At 45.2% G+C, this 21533-nt stretch carries 19 protein-coding genes; 15 read left to right on the top strand and 4 right to left on the bottom strand.

Annotated features, from left to right (window positions below; all coding sequences use genetic code 11):
* The first annotated feature begins 153 nt into the window (after positions 1-153).
* The 9 genes from RIN69_RS17680 (at position 154) to RIN69_RS17645 (ending at position 8814) form a co-directional block, all read left to right on the top strand.
* A complete protein-coding gene (locus RIN69_RS17680) occupies positions 154-528 on the top strand; it encodes a hypothetical protein (RefSeq protein WP_313853423.1) in 375 nt (124 codons plus the stop codon).
* 3 nt (positions 529-531) lie between these two features.
* Positions 532-807 (top strand): helix-turn-helix transcriptional regulator, encoded by a 276-nt coding sequence (locus RIN69_RS22950; RefSeq protein WP_390902399.1) that lies wholly within the window; start codon positions 532-534, stop codon positions 805-807.
* A gap of 1399 nt (positions 808-2206) precedes the next feature.
* Positions 2207-2791, top strand: a complete 585-nt coding sequence (locus tag RIN69_RS17675) for a fimbrial protein (RefSeq protein ID WP_313853422.1) — start codon at positions 2207-2209, stop codon at positions 2789-2791.
* Between the two features lie 69 nt (positions 2792-2860).
* Positions 2861-3544: a fimbrial biogenesis chaperone gene (locus tag RIN69_RS17670; RefSeq protein ID WP_313853421.1), complete on the top strand. Its 684-nt coding sequence runs from the start codon at positions 2861-2863 to the stop codon at positions 3542-3544.
* 19 nt (positions 3545-3563) lie between these two features.
* Positions 3564-6038 (top strand): fimbria/pilus outer membrane usher protein, encoded by a 2475-nt coding sequence (locus tag RIN69_RS17665; protein ID WP_313853420.1) that lies wholly within the window; start codon positions 3564-3566, stop codon positions 6036-6038.
* Positions 6039-6057: 19 nt separating this feature from the next.
* Positions 6058-6591 carry a fimbrial protein gene (locus tag RIN69_RS17660; protein ID WP_313853419.1) on the top strand — a complete coding sequence of 178 codons (534 nt, stop codon included), beginning with the start codon at positions 6058-6060 and terminating at the stop codon, positions 6589-6591.
* Positions 6584-7108 carry a fimbrial protein gene (locus RIN69_RS17655; protein WP_313853418.1) on the top strand — a complete coding sequence of 175 codons (525 nt, stop codon included), beginning with the start codon at positions 6584-6586 and terminating at the stop codon, positions 7106-7108. Before RIN69_RS17660 ends, RIN69_RS17655 begins: the two co-directional genes overlap by 8 nt.
* On the top strand, positions 7101-7748 hold the full coding sequence (locus RIN69_RS17650) for a fimbrial biogenesis chaperone (protein ID WP_313853417.1): 648 nt from the start codon (positions 7101-7103) through the stop codon (positions 7746-7748). Before RIN69_RS17655 ends, RIN69_RS17650 begins: the two co-directional genes overlap by 8 nt.
* Before the next feature lie 7 nt (positions 7749-7755).
* Positions 7756-8814, top strand: a complete 1059-nt coding sequence (locus RIN69_RS17645; RefSeq protein WP_313853416.1) for a type 1 fimbrial protein — start codon at positions 7756-7758, stop codon at positions 8812-8814.
* A gap of 177 nt (positions 8815-8991) precedes the next feature.
* Here RIN69_RS17645 and RIN69_RS17640 read toward each other — a convergent pair whose 3' ends face one another.
* The 3 genes from RIN69_RS17640 to RIN69_RS17630 all read right to left on the bottom strand — a co-directional run bounded on the left by RIN69_RS17640 (position 8992) and on the right by RIN69_RS17630 (position 13448).
* Positions 8992-10143, bottom strand: a complete 1152-nt coding sequence (locus RIN69_RS17640) for a porin (protein WP_313853415.1) — start codon at positions 10141-10143, stop codon at positions 8992-8994.
* Positions 10144-10482: 339 nt separating this feature from the next.
* Entirely contained in the window at positions 10483-10872 is a 390-nt protein-coding gene (locus RIN69_RS17635) for a winged helix-turn-helix domain-containing protein (protein WP_313853413.1), read from the bottom strand.
* A 512-nt stretch (positions 10873-11384) separates the two neighbouring features.
* On the bottom strand, positions 11385-13448 hold the full coding sequence (locus tag RIN69_RS17630) for an alpha-amylase (protein ID WP_313853412.1): 2064 nt from the start codon (positions 13446-13448) through the stop codon (positions 11385-11387).
* 296 nt (positions 13449-13744) lie between these two features.
* Here RIN69_RS17630 and RIN69_RS17625 point away from each other — a divergent pair, with 296 nt between their 5' ends.
* Positions 13745-14086, top strand: a complete 342-nt coding sequence (locus tag RIN69_RS17625) for a zinc ribbon domain-containing protein YjdM (RefSeq protein ID WP_313853411.1) — start codon at positions 13745-13747, stop codon at positions 14084-14086.
* A gap of 63 nt (positions 14087-14149) precedes the next feature.
* Here the strand turns inward: RIN69_RS17625 and RIN69_RS17620 are convergent, their stop codons facing one another.
* Entirely contained in the window at positions 14150-15052 is a 903-nt protein-coding gene (locus RIN69_RS17620) for a dihydrodipicolinate synthase family protein (RefSeq protein ID WP_313857789.1), read from the bottom strand.
* Between the two features lie 123 nt (positions 15053-15175).
* Here RIN69_RS17620 and tam point away from each other — a divergent pair, with 123 nt between their 5' ends.
* From tam to alaS, 5 genes are all read left to right on the top strand, one after another.
* Complete coding sequence (tam, locus tag RIN69_RS17615; RefSeq protein WP_313853409.1) at positions 15176-15949, top strand: trans-aconitate 2-methyltransferase; 774 nt, start codon at positions 15176-15178, stop codon at positions 15947-15949.
* 165 nt (positions 15950-16114) lie between these two features.
* On the top strand, positions 16115-16624 hold the full coding sequence (gene pncC / locus RIN69_RS17610; RefSeq protein ID WP_313853408.1) for a nicotinamide-nucleotide amidase: 510 nt from the start codon (positions 16115-16117) through the stop codon (positions 16622-16624).
* Positions 16625-16704: 80 nt separating this feature from the next.
* Positions 16705-17769 carry a recombinase RecA gene (recA, locus tag RIN69_RS17605; protein ID WP_313853407.1) on the top strand — a complete coding sequence of 355 codons (1065 nt, stop codon included), beginning with the start codon at positions 16705-16707 and terminating at the stop codon, positions 17767-17769.
* Positions 17770-18068: 299 nt separating this feature from the next.
* Positions 18069-18578 carry a regulatory protein RecX gene (locus RIN69_RS17600; RefSeq protein ID WP_313853406.1) on the top strand — a complete coding sequence of 170 codons (510 nt, stop codon included), beginning with the start codon at positions 18069-18071 and terminating at the stop codon, positions 18576-18578.
* A 138-nt stretch (positions 18579-18716) separates the two neighbouring features.
* On the top strand, positions 18717-21344 hold the full coding sequence (gene alaS / locus RIN69_RS17595; RefSeq protein ID WP_313853405.1) for an alanine--tRNA ligase: 2628 nt from the start codon (positions 18717-18719) through the stop codon (positions 21342-21344).
* The last annotated feature ends 189 nt before the right edge of the window (positions 21345-21533 follow it).

The following is a 21533-nucleotide window of genomic DNA, read 5'->3' as shown; positions in this document are numbered from 1 at the left end:
ATGTTATTAGAAATATCTTAATTATTAAGATTGGGCGCGTAAAATTAAACGCGTCGGCATCGTTGTTTCTAAAGAAAACGTAGTGGGATGAGTTATCATTATTAGATTTTCTCCACCTTGCTATTTTATCAAATGGTTGTTAGAAATGACTTCTTGGCAGTACTTAATGCTGAAGAACGGATTGAATGTATGCGGGCATATAGGAATGTATTGTTTTCTTTTTTTTGTGAAGATCTATTTTTCAAAAAGGGATTGTTTGAATTATTAGATAGCGTTTATTATGAATCGAGCTCTAAATGTGAAAACATAAAAAGCCTCAATAGAGTGGAAAGTGATGATTACTTTTGGATAGATATAGTAGTATTGTCGTCAAAAAGTATTTTTGAAAAATTACCCAAAAGGGATAGAGCATTTGGTGATGATGGTGCGGGTGTTGTTGTTTTTTGCTCAGAAAACATGACCCATGTCATCAAAGGTATGAGTGGTTATGAGAATGCGATCTTCTTTACGGATGACTTAAAGTTATAAGACGTGAAAAGAGCATTCAGGAAAATAATTTTTGGTGGGAGTGATAATCGAAAGGAAATTTTTGAAAGAATAAGTTTTGATAGATTAACTGACAGGGAAAAGTTGGTATCAGAGCTTTTAGAAAAAGGAAAGAGTCAACAACAAATAAGTAAACTTACCGGAATGACGGTTAAGACGGTCAGCTCACATTTACGCTCTGCAATGTGCAAGCATCATGTAAATAGCGTTGTGGAATATAGAGTTAAACTATCGTACCTTAAAGATGTGAAATCTAACTAGCTAAAATCCAGGATGATTTATTTATATTTTGTAAGATTAGGCACCATCTGCTCACCAGGTGGTGACTGATTTTATTTTCCGTACCCACAGCAATACTTCAAAAAAGAGAGTTGAAAAAGCAATTTATTTATCCTGCAATCGATATTGTGAACAGAATGAAACGATAATAAGTGTAGGTAATTTGCATTTATATCAATTACTTACCGATTTCAGTGCTGCGAGGGTATCCTAAGAGTGGTGTCACTGTAGTGATGATTTTACCCACCCCTGGTAAAACTGTTTGCCGATACGTTTTTTCTGGAAATTCTCACCTCTCCTCGCTATTTCCTGCTCTGTTTCCGCTTGAAAATACTAACAAACCCCAGACCTTTCTTATTAAAAAACCACAAGAATATTTCCCATCTTTTTTAGCCGATGAGTTTCACTGGTTGGTTGTTGTACGTGGAACCTGAACGGCAAATTAAGGTAATAAACTGCGTAAACGAAAGCCTGACGAAGAAATGGTAAGTTACAGGCATCCAGACTAAAAGCGCAGCGGCACGGTAAGCATACTGAACCGGCTGTTTCATACATCTTAATCCAGAAGATTGCTGACGGATGAAGCCTGTCAGAAAGAGAGCCCGATCTGGAGCTGTATGTTAATGAGCAATTTTTTAATGTGAAACACACATTTCACCTTTCCTATCATCTGTTCAGCATGATTTTTTCTGTCTGCTGAGTCGCCTCAACTGCCGGACTGCCCATCGAACCAAGCCAGCCGGAGCAAAGTAATTATAAAGAGTTACGCATATAATGCTGGTTTTAATTATTTACAAAAATTTAAAATAGAGATTTTGATCAGGTGTGGGCGAAATGTCCTAAGTGTTAAATTTGCTGATGAACGAATTATCCTAATTTAATGACTTCATAATATCCAGGGAAAAGGATTCGCTGTGCACAACGCTATGCATCGCCTTGGAATTGTCTTAGAAGTGACTGATTGCAGTAGTTTGGTTAATTAAGAACATCCTGAGGCGCTGCTCCATAGCGCCTAAAACACACCTCTGGCAGCTGGTTGCCATCAATTTTTATGCGGGGTAATATCGTCGCTCATCTGTTGTTGCTCTTATTTATTTCAAATGGAAAAGTTTTAGTTAATCACCCTTAAGATGATGGAAAATATTGCAGAGTGTGCATTGTTATAGAGTCTTAAAATCTTCTAAAGCGATAATTCATAGCCAGGCGTCAATCTTTGGCGTGTGATTTTAATAGAGGGTAAGCAGTTAACGTGTTTATCGGGCTTGATGCTTTTGGAAATATTGCAAAGCATGCTTGTAGGATAATCAATGACATCTTCGACAAAGTCGTCATTAACTATCTTAGAGAGATAGATATAAAAACCATTATATAAGGAATGTATATGAAACTTAACAAAAACAAAGCTGTAATTTCTATTCTGGCATCACTTGTTATCAGTAATTTTGCATTTGCAGAAGATGAAGTTACGCCACCGGGGAATCCACCGGCAGCACAGACTCCACTGACAGTTAGCGGTGGTAAAGTGACTTTTAATGGCGAAGTCACCTCAGGTGCCTGTGCTGTGTCAGGAACTGATACAGATAAAGTTGTGACTTTAGATACCGTCAGAGCAGCGACTTTTACCGCGGCCAATCAGCTGGGCAACGCCAAGAAGGCGTTTGAACTGAACCTGGTAGATTGCGACACCTCTATTCGCGAAACCGTACAGGTAAGTTTTAACGGTCAATCTATCGATGGTAATCCTAACCTGCTGGAGAATACTGCAGGTGCGGGTTCAGCACAGAATGTCGGTCTGCAACTGTTTGGTCCAGATGGTGCGGCATTGAATCTGGGTGAAATGAGCTCAACTGTTAATTTGAACAACACCACAACTATTCCGCTTTCTGTTGATTATATGTCAACTGCAGCGGCAGTAACTGCCGGTAAAGTACAATCCGTAGCTAACTTCCAGTTAACCTACAACTAATACTTTTAACGCTAAAAATGATTGGCTGAGTAAAACAGCCAATCATTTATTATTTAACAGGAATTATTAATGCTAAAAAAATATGCCTTAATCTTGATCTCTGCTTTTTGTTGTCAGCAATCCTATGCTGGCGGAGTATCACTTGGTGCGACTCGGTTAGTTTACCCTGCATCCAAAGACCAGGTGACGTTAAAAATATATAACACCGATGATAAAGGTAATTACCTGGTTCAGTCATGGATTTCAGATGAACATAATGAAAAAAATAAAGATTTTATCATCACGCCGCCGCTTTTTGTTATTAAGTCAGGAAGTGATAATTTACTGAAGGTTGTTTATACCGGTAATAAAGACAGCTTGCCAAAAGACAGAGAAAAAATGTTTTTTCTAAACGCTAAGGTCATACCGTCACTGTCTGAGCAGGAGCAGAAAATTGATAATGCGTTGTTAATATCCACAACGACGAAAATAAAAGTGTTCGTCAGACCTGAATCAATAAAAGAGGATCCGTTTGAATCTTATAAATTGCTGACGTGCAGCTATCAAGATGGAAAAATAAAAGTGACTAACCCTTCACCATTTTATATGAATCTGGTGTCTCTTTCTGTCAATGGAAAAGAAGTGTCTGATGCAGAAACAATATCGCCAATGTCATCGGTCTATCTGAATAGTAACCAAAAAAGTAAATATTTATCGTTTAACTTTATTAATGACTACGGTGTTCAGATAAAAGACAGGCAGTGTCATTTATAATCAGTATCTGGAGTTTTTTATGCGGGCAGTTAAAGGATTTTGCTTGTTTTTTTTATGCATTAATATCAAAAACGCATTCGCACAAGATTATTTTAATCCCCAATTTTTAGGGAGTGATGTGGCCTCACTTGAGGACTTATCATATATAACGTCTGGAAGTAACTTGTCACCCGGAGATTATTACCTATATCTGTATTCAGGTGAGCAGTTTCTTAAGAATGTTAAAGTAAAATTCGCAACTGTGAAGGGAAAGGTTCAGCCCTGCTTTACCAAAGCAATTATTAATGAAATTCCGCTCAATGAAGAAGCAAAAAAGTATTTTCATTCTTTGTCAACAGAGGCTAATGATTGCGTAGATATCGGGAAGTATATCAAGGGTTTTGACTATGAAGTTGATCTTACTAAATTAATCCTTCGTTTGTCAATTCCTCAAATATATTTAGATTCTACCCGGACTACAATGGCGGCTGAAACTGACTGGGATGATGGAATCGCTGCTTATTTGATGAATTATAATTTTAATGGTTCGTACGCTAAAAATGAAAATAATAGTAACTTTTCATCGAATTATCTCAATCTAAATAACAGAGTCAACCTTGGTGCATGGAGGTTGAATGCTAACGTATATTTTAGTGAGACTAAATCAGGAACTAACAGTAGTCATGAGGTCGATACCAATGGTGTTTACCTGTCAAGAAAAATAAATTCTCTGAAAAGTGAACTGCTGATCGGTCAGAGCACTATCGGTTCAAATTTATTTGATGCGAACAGCTACATCGGGATGACGCTGGCTACCTCATCTGAAATGCTTCCGGATAGCGACAAGGGATACAGTCCGGCGATTCGAGGAATTGCGGAGTCTCGATCCAGGCTGACGGTTAAACAAAATAATAGCATTATTTACCAAACGTATGTTAATCCAGGCCCTTATAACATCAATAACCTTAATTCGGTAGGTACCAGCGGTGACTACGAAGTTGAGTTAACCTCTGCTGAAGGTGTGGTACAGAAGTATTCAGTACCTTATTCTTCACTGCCAAACCTGCTCAGGCCGGGAAAATACAATTATGCCGTTACAGTAGGCAAACTGGATCTAAACTCAGTAGATGATGTTAATTTTTTCCAGAGTACCGTAGCTGTCGGCATTCCTTTCGAATCGACTTTATTTGTTGGTTCGCAGGTTTCTGCTGATTACAGTTCGGTTGGCGTTGGTGCAGGTAAGGATTTTGGCGATTTTGGCGCGTTATCCGTGGATGCTCTCCATGCTATTTCTAAAATTGACAATGATAAGCTTTCAGGTGAGTCTTATCGTATCCTGTATTCTAAATCGTTTAACGAAACAGGAACGAATTTTCAGCTGACAGGATATCGCTATTCAACTTCAGATTACTACACATTGAGTGAAGCTTCTAACAGGAATCAGTTGTCTGATAAAGGCTTCGACACTTATTATTATGGTCGAAGAAAAGACAGTTTTCAGCTTAATGTTTCTCAGAGTTTAAACGATTACGGTCAGGTTTATGTCTGGGGAAATGTAAATTCATATTGGGGAGGGGAGACTAAAAGCAAAAACATTCAGATTGGCTGGAATAAAAACTTCTCTCAGTTCAATAATATCATGCTTTCAGCTAGTTATAATAAGAAAACCTACGGCGCGCTGAATGATGATATTTTTTATTTGTCGTTTAGTATGCCTCTTTCGAGCAGGTCAAGTAAGAATTCAATGTTTGTTTCAAACAGTACAACATACAGTAATTCGGATCACAGCAACGCAACCAGTCTGTACGGAAATACGCTGGATAACAAACTCGATTATAACATTTATCAAGTGTTGAATAAAAATTCATCCTATAACAATACAAATATGAATGTAAGCTATAAGGCGAATTCGGCTACGCTGCGCGCAGGTTCATCCTATTCAGAACAGTCAAAACAACTCGATTATGGGGCAAGTGGCGGTGTTTTATTTCATAAAGACGGTGTTGTTTTCACTCAAGAAGCTACTGATACCGCAATTCTGGTTGAAGCTAAAGGGGCCGAAGGTGCAAGAGTAAGCCAGGCGGGTGAAAATATTAGTATTAATAAAAGTGGCTATGCATTGGTTCCCTATGCTACACCGTATCACTATAACGATGTTGAGTTAGATCCCTCAACTTTCTCTAATAGTTATGACGTGGAAAATAAAGTAGCGAAAGTCGCTCCAACCAGAGGCGCGATCAGCAAAGTCACTTTTGATGTGAAAAAAGGATACAGCTTCCTTATTTTAGTCAGGTATAAAAATAAGCCTGTCAAGTTTGGTACTATTGTTAAAAACAATGAATATAACAATATTTCTATTGCCGATGATGACGGAACTGTATATCTGACCGGTGTAAAGAATCATTCATCTTATACTGTCGCATTGGATGAAAAAAATAGTTGCCGTTTCGTGATTAATTACAGTGATGAATCCAGCTTGAAAACGGTAAATAAAAAAGAAGTTGTTTGCTTGTAAGTATACTGCGGAGTCAAAAATGAAAATACCGTACAGATTATTTCTCATTGTTTTCAGTCAATTATGCTCTGCAGCATATGCTGAGGATGTGACAGTTCAAATAAATGGGGCGATTTTAGCGCAAAGCTGTAATGTAAAAAGCAGCGATCTGACTAAAAATGTCATATTTGATGATATCAATCCTCAGGATCTTATCCCAACAGGATCGACAACCGCATCGACGAAAGTATCGATTGGTCTGGAGAACTGTACAGGCAATGTTAACAATATGTCTTATATGTTTTCTGGCACTGGCGATGAAAGTAATCCGGCGCTGCTAAAAGTAACCGGTAAACCCAGCACGTCTTCTGAAGGTCTGGCAACCGGATTGGCGATTGAGATTCTGGATATGAATCAGAAAGCGGTACCGCTGAATCAAAAGCAGACTTTTAGTCAGTCAGTGACGACCTCAACCTATGATTTTAATTTTTATTTAAGATATAAATCAACCAGTTCGACCATCGGGGCAGGGGATGCATCATCTTTACTTTATCTGGATTTTTATTATGATTAAAAATTTTCTCTCTGCTATTTTGATTGCGCTGAACTTTTTACCAGTTCACTCTTATGCCGATCAGGTTAAAATCAATATTACAGCAAAAGTAATGGTCAGAACGTGCACTATTTCATCAGGGTCGAAAGATTTTTTGGTTAGCCTGATGCCGGGAGACCTCCGTAATGCAGCGGTTGGCGTTCCCTTTTCTGCAACATCTTTTGCTATTAATCTGGAAGATTGTCCTGCAAATATTAAGATGGCACATGTTAATTTTACTGCTGAGAGCGATCCTGTCATGCCAAATTTATTAAAAACAACCAGTGATACGGATTCAGATGCTTCAGGTATTGCTATTGGACTTTACGATAGTGATAACAAAAACATTGATATCAGAAATAACTTAACTGATTTCGTTATTAATCATGATGTAACTGTTAATTCTTTAAGCTTTTCGGCTGCATACCTGAAAACCAATGATAATGCTCTGCCCGGAAAAGTAAGAAGCTTTGCTTATTTCGAGATAGCGTATGATTAAGTATTTTTTATGTATATTGTTCTACGCCCTTATTTCAGATTCTTGTCTGGCTGGCGTGTCAGTTTTAGGAACGCGTTTCTTTATTGATGATTCAACTAAGGCGCTGAATATCAAGGTAATCAATGATAATGAGAGTGATTACTTGATCAAGGCGACTATCAATAGTGACGGGTTTATTATTTCTCCACCGCTCTTTATTTTGCCGAAAAATAACAGCAACATAATAACAATCATTCCTGAAGAAAAGATTAAGAATAATAAAGATAAGGTGTATTCGTTAACCATTACTACGATACCGAAATCAGCGATTAATGATGATAGTAATGTGGTTTCACTTGCGATCAGATCTCATTTCAATCTTATCTATCAGCATAGTTTGCCAACAGATAAGGATTTTAATGAGATAAAATTGATTCGCTCTCAGGATGGTAACTGGTTTTTAAGTAATAAAACTGATTTTTCTTTCATAATTTCTTTATCAAAAGAATTTGTGTATAGGTCTGATGGTTCAAAAGTATTAGCTCCAGGAACGGATATTTCTGTCAATAAATATTGTTCTGAAACTACCTGTTCGCTAGGGTTAACCATCCTTGATGGTGAGCAAAATATTGTAAAAAAATTAAATTTAATTTCTCATTGAGAGGTCTATGATGAAAGTTATTATGACATGCTTTGTTTCTTTATTGGTATTTTTTTTAGGTTTCTCATCATCATGGGCGCTTCCTGATGCCAGACATCCGATCCTTTTAAGGGATATCAGAATATCAGGGCCAGCAGACCGAAATCCTGTGGGAACGATTTTTTATAATAGTGGGTCTCAGTGGGAAACAATATGCAGAAATACTAGTCTGGTTTACGACCTGGCAAGGATTGAATATACTCCGCTTTTACCCTTACAAAATGGCCGCACCACTTTACCCTACATGTATGAGAGTGGAGTTAAGGGAATAGGTCTGGGTCCGCAGATCCGTGGAGATTCATTTAATGTTGCAATAACAGGAAACGGGATTTTCAACTCAGCGCCACCGGTACAGCAGGATGTGTGGAGAGGAAAGATGGTAAATTCGGACAGAGTGAATGTTCGCTTTAGTGTCTTTAATTTGTTGTACATCTCCCGAGGGATCGACAGGCTTGAGAATAGTCCTATGCTACCTTTGACGGAGTTGTACAGGTATACATGTTATGATGATAAAAATGTGGCTCAAGAAACGGACACGTTCTACTTCAATGCGAGACCGATCTATATTAACGTAACAGGCTGCACACCTGACGCTAAAGTAAGAACCATCAATATGGAAGGTGTTGCTGTAGCAAATATTGAAAATGCTGCCGCTTCTACTTTGATTGGCACTAAACAGCAGACTTTCTCGCTTAAATGCGATCCATCAATTGTGGTGCGGTACTCAGTGGTTGATCTCAATAATCCGACAAACAAGACCACCACCTCAACTCTGACGTCGGATTCTACTGCCGCTGGTGTTGGCTATGCCATTACATCATCCAATGGAACAAGACTGCAATTCGGTCCCGATGGTTCCGCTGCTGGTGTGCCTGGCCAGACAAAATACCTTTTAGGTGTTGCTGGAACCACCGCTAATAGTCCAATGTCATTGCAGCTGGGATTCAGCTATGTTCGTAAACCAGAGGAAGCACTTAAAACCGGTTCGGCCAAATCGTTGATTGGTATTACTTATTCATACCAGTAAAATGATTGCATATCATCGCGAAATTCTGGTGCATGTGGCTTATTTAAATAATATTAATTAAACTTACTGGCGATTTATAAACGTGCCTTATTAAACTTCAGTATGGGGCAGATAGAAAAAAAAGCCCCGTTTGGGGCTTTTATCTCATGTAACCTGTTTATCGAAGGTTATGAGTTATCAGAAATCGTAGCGCAGTCTTACCAGGGTCATATCACCAAGATTGTCAGTGCTTGACGTCAGCACATGTTCGACATCGACGCGGAAGCCGTAATCAAACTGGAAGGCTAATCCCAGACCATTATCAATACGATGATAATCACGACCGCTGACGTACTCGAGGCGATCGCCCATAAAGTAAGGCATCACTGATTTCACCGCATACTGTCCTACCGGCACAGTATAGCCAGCAAAGTATTCAATGCCCCAGGCATCACCAGCGAAATAGTTCGCTGTATCAACCTTTTTGGTGGTCAGGAAGTTGCTGTACCAACCGCCGCCGATGCTTAGCGTCCAGTTATCTGGCTTCCAGCTCAAGGCGGTGCCGACGATATTCTGGTCGTACTCTTTATTGTTGTTGTCGGACGGGTTACGCATCTCCGCACGGGTGTAGTTCCAGGCCGTACCCCAGCTCAGATCTTTGGTCAGGTGATAATTAACACCCAGTGAACCGCCGCCCTTACGCTTATAACGCAGGCCGTTACCTGGCAGATATTCATTGTCGCTAAACAGGTAAGAAGCGTAGATATCGGCATCGCCAACGCTTTTTTTGTATTTCAGCATTTTACGCGAACGGTATGAGCCATCGTAATCACCGTTAATGCCGTTACCTGACGCCTGGGCCAGCATGTCGTAATCCCAGATATCGGTTTTGGCACCAACCACATCATAGTAGACACTGTTTTGTTGACCAAAGGTCAGTTGCCCCCAGGTGTCACTTTTCAGACCGGTATACAGCATACGTCGGCTGGTGTTGTTGGCACCTTCGGCGTAGTGATTGTCCCAGTTAAACAGCGCCGGAATATTGACACCCAGCTCGTAGTAGCTGATCCAACTGATATCATCAAACAGATAGTAGTCAGCGGCGAAGCGGAAGCGTGTACCGCCGTCATAGCCGTTACGCTTGTAGGAGCCTTTATCACCGTCGCCGGTCATATTATTGAACTGCGGACGGATACTGCCGCCGAAGGTAAAGTTAAGGCGGCTGAGTGGATCGCCTGCTTGCGGATCTTGTTTAAGTAAGGTGATTTCAGCCTGGGCTGCAAAAGAGGTGCTGCCAACAACCAGAGCTAAACCTACAGCCTGGCTTAAAACGCGCAAATTCATTGCCATGATTATACCTGTTAAACATTGCCATAATGACTAACGGATTAGCGTTAGACTTACAATTTAGCGAGATAGCTTCCCGCGACAGCATTTTTATCATTATTGTGATCTAATTTATTAACAAAAGACGTTAAAGCCTTTTAACCGGGCTTGATACAAGCCGTCTTAACTAAAATCGATATTGCGATGGATAATAAATGAGCGCAAGCGTCACGTTGTTACTCAAGCCCGGCGATAACTTTTTCGCACAAGGACAGAGGCTACCTTACTTCTGACTTAGGTGGCTGCAGCTGCATGACCGAACATCTCCCCTGGAGCACAGGCTGCACAACCTCGGCAGTCATGCTAAGCGTGATACCAAAGTTTACTGACATGGACGTTTTCAATCGAGTAACCAACGCCTTTGGTGTAAACAATAAAATCTGCCGGACAGTTGAGGAACTCAATTTTATTTTTAAGACTTTTAAATACTTGCCACATCCGCTGACTGGATGAACTAAGATTATTTTCGTCCCAGACGTGCCTGAGAAGATCCTCTTTTTTAACGGTTTCGCCAAAACCGTAGCAAAGCAGATATTCCAATAGCAATTTATTCGTTCCTTTCAGCTTTACTGAGGTGGTTTTTTTCTCTTCCAGACGGATGAGATTGCCACTGCTGCTGACGAAGATCAGTGAAAGACCACCATCAAATATTATATAGTATCCTAAGCATTTTTCAGTCGTGACATCAAACATATTATTACCTGACTATAAATTAGAACTCGTTCGTAATAATTAACTGGCAGTAGAGGTATCAGACCGTCAGAACAATTTAAAAATTTTAAGATTGTGATTTATTAAGTCTGTATGCCAATTTTTTGTCAACGATTTTATTTTAATTTTTTATTAATGATGTCTGGTTGATGATAATTTAATAAATCATACGTTTATATTAATACTTGTGAGAGTTCTCTGAATAAAAATCGTCAGAAAAATGAAGGGGAGAATAATTTCGCTGTCATTTACTGTTTTTTTTAGTGTGTGATTTGGTTTATAGCACTGGTTTTTAATTAATTTTTTTGGATTGGTTCGGACCAGGTGATATTTACTCAGCTTTTTATATCGTTTTGATTGGTTTTCACCGCTTTCAGTATCGATAAGGGTTGAGATTATGCAGCACACTGGCGACCATTGAGAATGGCTTAATGGTCGCCAGCGCTATCCTATTTTTTGCTTAAGATCTTCAGTTATCAGAAAATCTGCGGTAATTACTGACTGTCACCCACCCACACTACCATCACCCGGTCATTCTCATACTGGCGGCTGAAAGCGTAGTAGTTTGTCTGCAGCTGGGATTGCTGCACGCCAGCGCCAACTGCCGGATGGCGGGCGCGGAAGGCTCCCAGTTTCTGCCAGTGTTGCAGTAATGCTGCTTTGGTACCCTGCAATTCATTCCAGTTCATATCTGAACGGGTGCCTTGCAATGGGTCAGAACCGGTCGGTCCAAACGGACGACCACTTTCGTCACCATAATAAATTTGCACCGCACCAGGTGCCAGCAGCAGCAGGTCCGCCGCGCGCTGCTGTAGGAAGAGCGACTGCCCGGCATCGTGTTCGAAAAACAGTCGGGTATCATGTGAGGAGATATAGCTCAATACATTGAAGCTTTGCAGTTTATCGGCCATGAGCTGATAAGTGCTATCAATAGCGGAGTAACAGCTTAGCGCCTGGGCGGCTTGCTCTTGAAAATCGAAATTAATCATCGCGTCAAAACCGTGCTGATAATAATCACTCTGCATTACGCCGTGACCCCAGGCTTCACCGGTCATCCAGAACGGTGCGTTATCCACGGCTTGCTCAGGATGCTGTGCTTTCCACTGTGCCAGTGCCGTGACAGCCTGTTGCTTTAACTGTGCCAGCGTGGCTTTATCAACATGTTTAGCCGTATCAACGCGAAAACCATCAATGCCATATTCACGCACCCACTGAGATAACCAGTGGGTCAGATAATCACGGGGAGTTGCACCGGGAATTTCACGCGCGCCGCTATCGGACTTATGGCGATAAAATAGCGGCAGACCGCTCGGCGCGGAGGCTTCGGTTTTCATATCCGGCAGGAATGCCAGTGACATCGTCAGGTCATCATATCCCGGCGAGTCATAATCGCCGATGTCGGTACGAATCCAGTTTTTACCCCACCATTGGCTCCAGCCGGTAGGGTCAGAGAAATTGATATAGTCATTAAAGCTGTGCCAGTTCTGACCCGCCGCCGGTTGCCAGTCACCCCAGTGTTTACCGAGGACTTTTTCCCGCTCGGCTCCTTGCAGATATAGCGCACCAAACTGATAGTCCTGCATATCGGCAAGCGTGGCGTAACCGGCATGATTGACCACGACATCAAATAACAAACGAATACCCCGTTTATGCGCCTGTTCAACCAGCGTGCGCAGATCCTGCTCGTTACCCATATTGGCATCAAGCCGCGTCCAGTCGAGGGTGTAATAGCCATGATAGGCATAGTGGGGGAAGTCGCCTTTGGTGCCACCGCCGATCCAGCCATGAATCTGCTCCAGCGGAGAACTGATCCACAGCGCGTTTACCCCAAGCTGTTGCAAATAATCGAGCTTTTGCGTTAATCCGGCCAGATCGCCGCCGTGAAAAGTACCAATTTCCTGCTGGCCGTCGCTGCGTCGGCCATAGCTGTGATCGTTAGTGGGATCGCCATTGGAAAAACGATCGGTCAGCACGAAATAGATCGTGGCGTTGTGCCAGTTAAACACGGCATTCTTTTCCGTGAACGCAGGCTCCAGCAGTAACAGCCCGCCGCCAGTGGCCGCTGGTTGCAGGCTGATTTTTCCTTGCTTAACGGTTGCCGTCTGGCCTGAGTAAAAGTCGCGAACGGTTTCCCCTTCGGCAAAGCTGTTACCAACGTTAATTGTGACCGGCTTGCCATCCCAGCGCGGGCAGGTCTGGCTGACCACGGTATTAAGGGGCTCAGTCAGGTTTTTCACACTGAGTTGCAGCGTTGGCGTGCCGCTGCGGGTATCGATCCGCAGCTGATATTCCCCGGCGCGAAATTGCCGCCAGTTGACCGCAGGCTTATCGCCACAGGGCTGCAATGAAAGTGTCTGATTCAGTTTGATCGGCTCTGTGGGTTGCCAGCACTGTCGATCCTGATACAACCGGAGTGGCAACTGGCCTTTTGCCAGCTTAGCACTGCTGGTGAACTGCCCGTCTCCATTGGCAGTAAAGGCGGGAAAGCTTTCCTGAGTCCAGCTGGCTGTGGCCAGCGGTGACAGTAACATCAGCAGCGAAAGGGGCAGAGTTTTCATCGCTCTCCTTGTCAGGGGCAGTTAGCGGAATTTCCAGACATAGCATTAATATGAACGCTGCTGAAAAAAACACCTCATCCTGTCGGCTGAATCGCGGGGGATGAGAGGTCAGGTGGAGTGATAAGTAGCTGGTGAAAAACATATTTCAGTGTTGGCTGTGAGTATAATCCGCATTTTATCCGCTAAAGATACTGTTCTTCAGGCGATTAAACAGTGTAAAATGTACACACACAAACCTTGTGGTATATGATTCGCAAGGTTTTTAATTTTATTTAATTAAATTTTAAGGGGTTAAGGTGCAACAGTTACCAGAGTGTCCAAAATGTAGCTCCGCATTTACCTGGCAGGATGGCGAGCAGCTGAACTGCCCTGAGTGTGGCCATGAGTGGCCAGTCAATGCGGCGGCCGCGACAGAAGAAGAAGGGCTGGTGGTGCGTGATGCCAATGGCAATTTGCTGGCGGACGGCGATGCGGTTACCGTGGTGAAAGATCTTAAAGTGAAGGGTAGCTCTTCAACGCTGAAAATCGGTACTAAAGTGAAAAGTATTCGCCTGGTTGAAGGCGACCACAATATCGATTGTAAAATCGATGGCTTTGGTCAGATGAAGCTGAAATCAGAGTTCGTTAAGAAAAACTGATTCTCCTGCGATTCACTGCCGTTGCCACTTTGAAGCGTAACGGCAGTGGCACTTTGCCGTGGATTACTGCTGACTCTCTTCAGCGAACAGCCGGTCTACGGCCTGACACTGCTCTTCATCCAATCCGCCGCCAATATTGCGTGAGTCAGGTGTCATATAGCCGAAGCGGCGTGACACGCTGGTTTTGATGGCGCTAACAAAATCGTCACCCAGGGTATAAATCGCCATCAGTCTGCCGATGCGCTGCTGAATTTGCGTCAGCGCGGCTAAATCCTCGCGCTGCCATGCCCGCATTGCCGCGGCAAACAGTTCAGGCACCAGATTATTCAGGCCGCAGATCACCCCGGCGCCACCAGCCAGCAGGTTAGGCAGTAAATATTCATCATAACCTGACAGTACTGCAAAATCTGCCCGCACTTTTTTCGTCTCTTCTGTCATTAAACGGTTGTGCGACAGGCAGTCGACCGTATCTTTAATGCCAATAAATTTCGGCAGTTCAGCCGCCAGCTCTGCCACCAGTGCCGGATCAAGATCGCAGCCGGTTCGCGCCGGAAAGTTATAGGCTAACCACTTGCCCGGCAGACGTTTATCCAGCTCATGGTAGTAGCTCAGCAGCTGTTTACGCGTCTGAGCAAAGTAATAGGGCGGTAACACCATTACGGCATCGTAGCCGGATCGATCTGCCTGTTCCGCCAGCTGAATCATATCTGCAAAGCAGGTGCTCGATACGTTGGCGACCATAGGCAGTGGCGACATGCTGCGCGCTTCGCGTAACAGTAACAGGCGCTCTTGCTGATTCAGCGAGGCGAATTCGCCAATGCTGCCCATCAGTAATAGCGCATCAATACCGGACGCCGTTAAGCGAGCAAAATGTTGATTTAGTGCCGAAAAATCAATTCTGTCCTGGCCATCAAATGGGGTGACGGAAGGGCACCAGACTCCACTTAATTCAGATTGGTGACTCATCATATTCTTCCTGTTCGAAAAAATGAAACGTCGTTTTAACTTAATGCTTAACGGCGACAAATGTCATAACTGCTATCTTGATTACTCGAGCTGGATCGCATTTTTACCTGTCGTGAGGTGTGTATGAATGACTGGAATCCCGATCTTTATCGTCGGTTTGAAGCAGAAAGAACGCGTCCGGCGCGTGAGTTAATCGCCCGTATTCCGGCAATTCACGTCGGCAGCGCTACCGATCTTGGTTGCGGGCCGGGTAACAGTACTGAACTGCTGTGGTGCGCATGGCCACAGGCGAAAATCACCGGGTTGGACAGCTCGCTTTCGATGCTGGAACAGGCGCAAGCGCGCTTGCCCGATTGCCATTTTATGCCAGCCGATATCCACAACTGGCAGGCGACAGCACCACAGGATGTCATTTTCGCCAATGCATCATTGCAGTGGCTGGATCAGCATCAACAGTTATTGCCGCAGCTGGTTGCGCAGCTGGCTGCTAATGGGGTGCTGGCGATACAGATGCCGGATAATCTGGAGGAGCCTTCGCACCGACTGATGCGTGAGGTAGCGGCGCGTGCTGAATGGCAGCAGAAAATCAGCAGGCGTGCCGCCGAGCGAAAAAAATTGCTGACTGCACAGCAATATTACGACTTGTTAAGCCAGGCGGGCTGTAGCGTGGATATCTGGCGTACCACTTACTATCATCTGATGCCGGATGCGGCGGCGATTATCGACTGGCTTAAGGCCACCGGACTGCGGCCATTTCTTGCTTCACTGAATGAAAACGAGCAACAGCGCTTTTTACAGCAGTATCTGGCCGAAATTCGTCAGGCTTATCTGCCGCAAACCGACGGCAAAGTGCTGCTGGCATTTCCTCGCCTGTTTATGGTGGCGCAAAAGCGTTAAGCGGGAAGGGAGGGCTGCTTGTATTTAATGCTGCATGTCCCCATCTGTGATCCTGAATGCCTCTCGCAAAACGGCCATCCAGCGGGCAAACCCGATAAAAAACGTTACGTCTTCGCGACGCTTTATTGCTAACGTTGCTTCTTAACCGTAGTCAGGAAACTCGATATGACAGATGACCAACTGAACCAACTGAGCGCCGCCGTGGGCCATCTTTTACAGCGCGATAATGCCACGGTAACCGCCGCAGAATCCTGCACCGGTGGCTGGATTTGTAAGGTGCTGACGGATATTGCTGGCAGCTCTGCCTGGTTCCATCGCGGCTTTGTGACTTACAGCAATGATGCCAAGCAGCAACTAATTGGCGTCAGTGGCGAATCGCTGGCGCAGTGGGGAGCGGTCAGTGAACAGGTGGTTCATGAAATGGCGCAGGGAGCCCTGCGCGCCGCCGATGCGCAGTTTGCGGTAGCAGTCAGCGGTATTGCCGGGCCGGATGGCGGCAGCGCAGAAAAACCGACCGGAACGGTGTGGTTCGGCTTTGCTGCGGCCGACGGCAGGGCGCTGACCAGACGACAGCTTTTTGCTGGCGATCGTGAGGCAGTGCGTCGTCAGGCAACCGCTTACGCGCTGCAAACGCTGCATGATGAATTTCTCGAAAATAAACTTGATACTGTATGACTATACAGTATAATTACTGTCATTCGTATTACAGCAAAGCAACCTCGAGTGTGCTTTACCCTGCATGATTAGGAGTGGAAATGGCTATTGACGAAAACAAGCAAAAAGCACTGGCAGCCGCGCTGGGCCAGATTGAGAAGCAATTCGGTAAAGGCTCCATCATGCGCCTGGGTGAAGACCGCTCTATGGATGTGGAAACCATCTCTACCGGTTCACTCTCACTGGATATCGCGCTGGGTGCTGGTGGTTTACCGATGGGGCGTATTGTTGAGATTTATGGCCCTGAGTCCTCCGGTAAAACCACGCTGACGCTGCAGGTGATTGCCGCTGCACAGCGTAAAGGTAAAACCTGTGCCTTTATCGATGCCGAGCATGCACTGGACCCGGTTTACGCGAAAAAACTGGGCGTGGATATCGATAACCTGCTGTGTTCGCAGCCGGATACCGGTGAGCAGGCGCTGGAAATCTGTGATGCACTGGCGCGTTCCGGCGCGGTTGATGTCATCATCGTCGACTCCGTTGCCGCACTGACGCCGAAAGCAGAAATTGAAGGCGAAATCGGTGACTCACATATGGGCCTTGCTGCACGTATGATGAGCCAGGCGATGCGTAAACTGGCCGGTAACCTGAAGCAGTCCAATACTCTGCTGATCTTTATCAACCAGATTCGTATGAAAATCGGTGTGATGTTCGGTAACCCGGAAACCACCACCGGCGGTAACGCACTGAAATTCTATGCCTCTGTTCGTCTCGACATCCGTCGTATCGGCGCGATTAAAGAGGGCGACAATGTGGTCGGCAGCGAAACCCGCGTCAAAGTGGTGAAAAACAAAATCGCTGCACCCTTTAAGCAGGCTGAATTCCAGATTATGTACGGCGAAGGTATCAACGTTTACGGTGAACTGGTTGATCTTGGCGTCAAGCATAAGCTGATTGAGAAAGCCGGTGCCTGGTACAGCTACAATGGTGACAAGATCGGTCAGGGTAAAGCAAACGCAGGTAACTATCTGAAAGAAAACCAGGCGGTTGCCAACGAGATTGAATCGAAACTGCGTGATATGTTGCTGAATAACCCAAGCGATAAACCAGATTTCGTTGCTGACGATCTTGAGAAAGAAGCCAGCGAATCGAATCAGGACTTCTGATATTTATGTCTGAGGCGGCACAGATGCCGCCCTGATTGCAGTAAATATCAATACACTGGCGGCATTTTGCCGCCTTTGCTATAAATGGAGCAGCAACTGGCTCGCACCTGCGTTCACCATCTGGTTTATCTTCATCATTAAACGCCTTTCGCTCTGTTTTCTGCGCTTTATCCTGCTTTTTATTTACCAATCGCTCAACTTCCTTTGTTTCTGTGTTGATTTCTCGTTACGCTCTGCTGATCAGCCAGTAAATTTTGTCTGATTAAGTTGTAATTAGCCTTTAACTGCTCCGGAGTGTTATGTCTGACGCCACTACCAGCCGAAATTCACTCTCGCGTCTGCTCGATCGCGCAATGCGCATTCTGGCGATGCGTGACCATAGTGAAGCCGAGTTTCGCCAAAAGTTGACGCTGTCCGTTCAGCGCGCGGCGCGCTTTCGTCAGGAGGAAGTGCCAGAGATCTCTGAAGAGGATATCGAAAAGGTGGTGGCATGGTGCTATCAGCATGGCTGGCTCGATGATGCACGTTTTGCGGAACGTTTTGTCATAAGTCGTGGTCGTAAAGGTTATGGCCCACAACGTATTCGTATGGAACTGGGGCAAAAAGGCGTGAGCAGGGAGCTGACTGAAGCAACGTTAGCGTCGATAGAAATCGACTGGTCAGCGCGAGCTTTTGAAGTGGCTGAACGTAAGTTCGGCTTGCCGCTGCCAACAGAATGGAAGGAAAAAGCCAAATTGCAGCGTCATTTGCTGTCGAAAGGCTTCTTTATGGAAGATATTCAGGCCATTTTCAGAAATTTTGATGATTGAGCCCCGATGGGATTTTACTTCGCACTGAAGAAATTTTATCTTATTCCCACTTTTTGTTCGTGTATCACCGGGCTGCCATAAGGCTGGTTCGCGTTGCAAGATACACGGAACGTTCGTTAGCGTGATTCCAGGACAATTATGAGCAAGAGCACTGCTGAGATCCGTCAGGCGTTTCTCGACTTTTTTCATAGCAAGGGACATCAGGTTGTAGCCAGTAGCTCCCTCGTACCCAATAACGACCCTACGTTACTGTTTACTAACGCCGGGATGAACCAGTTTAAAGACGTTTTCCTCGGTCAGGACAAGCGTAATTATACGCGTGCCACGACTTCGCAGCGCTGCGTGCGTGCCGGTGGTAAGCATAACGATCTTGAAAACGTCGGTTATACCGCACGTCACCACACTTTCTTTGAGATGCTGGGCAACTTCAGCTTCGGCGACTACTTCAAACATGAAGCTATCGCTTTTGCCTGGGAACTATTGACCAGTGAGCAGTGGTTTAATCTGCCGAAAGATCGTCTGTGGGTGACCGTTTACGAAACTGATGACGAAGCGTTCGCCATCTGGGAAAAAGAAGTGGGTGTGCCGCGCGAGCGTATTATCCGCATCGGTGATAACAAAGGCGGAGCCTACGCGTCAGACAACTTCTGGCAGATGGGCGATACCGGCCCTTGTGGTCCCTGTACCGAGATCTTTTTTGACCATGGCGATCATATCTGGGGTGGCCCACCTGGCTCTCCAGAGGAAGATGGCGATCGTTATATTGAAATCTGGAATATCGTCTTTATGCAGTTCAACCGTCAGGCCGATGGCACTATGCTGCCATTGCCAAAACCTTCGGTTGATACCGGTATGGGCCTTGAGCGTATTACCGCAGTTCTGCAACACGTTAACTCCAACTATGAAATCGACCTGTTTGAGAAACTGATAAAATCAGTCGCTCAGGTTACCGGCGCTACCGATTTGTCGAATAAATCACTGCGCGTGATAGCCGACCATATCCGTTCCTGTGCCTTCCTGATTGCTGATGGCGTCATCCCGTCAAACGAAAACCGGGGCTATGTGCTGCGCCGTATTATTCGTCGCGCAGTGCGTCACGGAAATATGCTCGGTGCAACCGGCACTTTCTTCTACAAGCTGGTTGCGCCACTGATTGATGTGATGGGCAGTGCAGGTGAAGAACTGAAGCAGCAGCAGTCGCAAGTTGAGCTGGTGCTGAAAACCGAAGAAGAGCAGTTTGCTAAAACGCTGGAGCGTGGTTTGGCGCTGCTGGATGACGAGCTGGCTAAGCTGGAAGGCGATACGCTGGATGGCGACACCGTCTTCCGTCTCTACGACACTTTTGGTTTCCCGGTGGATTTAACCGCGGATGTTTGTCGTGAGCGCAATCTGAAAATCGACGAAGCCGGCTTTGAGCGGGCGATGGAGCAACAGCGTCGCCGGGCACGTGATGCCAGCGGCTTCGGTACGGATTACAATAATGTAATCCGTATTGATTCCGCCTCTGCTTTTAAAGGTTATGACCAGCTGGAACTGAACGCCACCGTGAAGGCGATCTTTGTTGATGGTCAGCAGGCAGATGAAATCACCGCAGGTCAGGAAGGGGTGATTGTGCTTGATGAGACGCCATTCTATGGTGAATCAGGTGGACAGGTTGGCGATACCGGTGAACTGAAGGGAACGGCGGCGCATTTTGCGGTGAACGATACCCAGAAGTACGGTCAGGCTATTGGCCACGTCGGCAAACTGGTTTCAGGCCAGCTACGCGTCGGTGAACGCCTTAATGCACAGGTTGATGAAGCGCGTCGTGCGCGCATTCGCCTGAATCACTCTGCAACGCATTTGCTGCATGCTGCACTTCGCCAGGTTCTCGGCGATCACGTCGCGCAGAAAGGCTCGCTGGTTAATGATAAATATCTGCGCTTTGACTTCTCTCACTTCGAAGCGATGAAACCTGAACAAATTCGTCAGGTGGAAGATATTGTCAACGCACAAATTCGGCGTAATCTTGCAGTAGACACCAATATCATGGAGCTGGAAGAGGCGAAAGCGAAGGGTGCAATGGCGCTGTTCGGTGAGAAATATGATGACCAGGTTCGCGTGCTGAGCATGGGAGACTTCTCTACCGAGCTGTGTGGTGGAACTCACGCCAGCCGTACGGGTGATATTGGCCTGTTCCGCATTACCTCTGAGTCAGGAACAGCTGCCGGTGTACGTCGCGTTGAGGCGGTTACCGGTGAGGGTGCATTGGCACAGATGCATGCGCAGAGCGAGCAGCTGCAGGATATTGCGCATCTGGTTAAAGCCAACAACAGTAACCTGAATGAGAAAGTGCGTTCGGTTATTGAGCATGTACGACTGCTGGAGAAAGAATTACAGCAGTTGAAAGACCAGCAAGCTGCGCAGGAGAGTGCTTCACTGAGCAGTAAAGCGGTTGAAGTTAAAGGGGCAAAATTGCTGGTTAGCGAACTGAGCAATGTTGAACCTAAAATGCTGCGTACGATGGTCGACGATCTGAAAAATCAGCTCGGTTCGGCAATCATTGTGCTGGCAACGGTAGCAGAAGGTAAAGTATCCCTGATTGCCGGGGTGACAAAAGACCTTACCGACCGTGTGAAAGCGGGTGAGCTGGTTGGTGCGTTAGCCCAACAGGTTGGCGGTAAAGGTGGTGGACGCCCTGATATGGCCCAGGCAGGCGGTACCGATGCACAGGCGCTGCCTGCTGCACTGGCTGGCGTCGAGTCATGGGTTGCTGCAAAACTGTAACGATAAAAAATGCAATGTCGGAGAGCGCCGGGGTGGCAAAATCCCGGTGATTTTCCAGATGCTGCGCACCCTGTAATCATAAAGTCAGGTTGATGTAGTGTATTTCGGCTAAACTATGTATCAGCAGAATGTATTGGCGTGATGATGAGCAATGCGTTATTTGTCATAGTCTATGTTCAGCGTTATATG

Origin of the sequence: Winslowiella toletana (assembly GCF_032164335.1) — a bacterium.
GTDB classification, from domain to species: Bacteria; Pseudomonadota; Gammaproteobacteria; order Enterobacterales; family Enterobacteriaceae; genus Erwinia; species Erwinia toletana_A.
The sequence above is the reverse complement of the archived record's forward strand: the minus strand, read 5'-3'. Positions and strand labels throughout refer to the sequence as shown.

Bases quoted from the DNA above. Each gene is read 5' to 3' on its own strand.
- RIN69_RS17675 (WP_313853422.1), top strand. From the start codon at position 2,207: ATGAAACTTAACAAAAACAAAGCTGTAATTTCTATTCTGGCATCACTT.
- RIN69_RS17670 (WP_313853421.1), top strand. From the start codon at position 2,861: ATGCTAAAAAAATATGCCTTAATCTTGATCTCTGCTTTTTGTTGTCAG.
- RIN69_RS17665 (WP_313853420.1), top strand. From the start codon at position 3,564: ATGCGGGCAGTTAAAGGATTTTGCTTGTTTTTTTTATGCATTAATATC.
- RIN69_RS17660 (WP_313853419.1), top strand. From the start codon at position 6,058: ATGAAAATACCGTACAGATTATTTCTCATTGTTTTCAGTCAATTATGC.
- RIN69_RS17655 (WP_313853418.1), top strand. From the start codon at position 6,584: ATGATTAAAAATTTTCTCTCTGCTATTTTGATTGCGCTGAACTTTTTA.
- RIN69_RS17650 (WP_313853417.1), top strand. From the start codon at position 7,101: ATGATTAAGTATTTTTTATGTATATTGTTCTACGCCCTTATTTCAGAT.
- RIN69_RS17645 (WP_313853416.1), top strand. From the start codon at position 7,756: ATGATGAAAGTTATTATGACATGCTTTGTTTCTTTATTGGTATTTTTT.
- RIN69_RS17640 (WP_313853415.1), bottom strand. From the start codon at position 10,143: ATGGCAATGAATTTGCGCGTTTTAAGCCAGGCTGTAGGTTTAGCTCTG.
- RIN69_RS17635 (WP_313853413.1), bottom strand. From the start codon at position 10,872: ATGTTTGATGTCACGACTGAAAAATGCTTAGGATACTATATAATATTT.
- RIN69_RS17630 (WP_313853412.1), bottom strand. From the start codon at position 13,448: ATGAAAACTCTGCCCCTTTCGCTGCTGATGTTACTGTCACCGCTGGCC.
- RIN69_RS17620 (WP_313857789.1), bottom strand. From the start codon at position 15,052: ATGAGTCACCAATCTGAATTAAGTGGAGTCTGGTGCCCTTCCGTCACC.
- tam (WP_313853409.1), top strand. From the start codon at position 15,176: ATGAATGACTGGAATCCCGATCTTTATCGTCGGTTTGAAGCAGAAAGA.
- pncC (WP_313853408.1), top strand. From the start codon at position 16,115: ATGACAGATGACCAACTGAACCAACTGAGCGCCGCCGTGGGCCATCTT.
- recA (WP_313853407.1), top strand. From the start codon at position 16,705: ATGGCTATTGACGAAAACAAGCAAAAAGCACTGGCAGCCGCGCTGGGC.
- RIN69_RS17600 (WP_313853406.1), top strand. From the start codon at position 18,069: ATGTCTGACGCCACTACCAGCCGAAATTCACTCTCGCGTCTGCTCGAT.
- alaS (WP_313853405.1), top strand. From the start codon at position 18,717: ATGAGCAAGAGCACTGCTGAGATCCGTCAGGCGTTTCTCGACTTTTTT.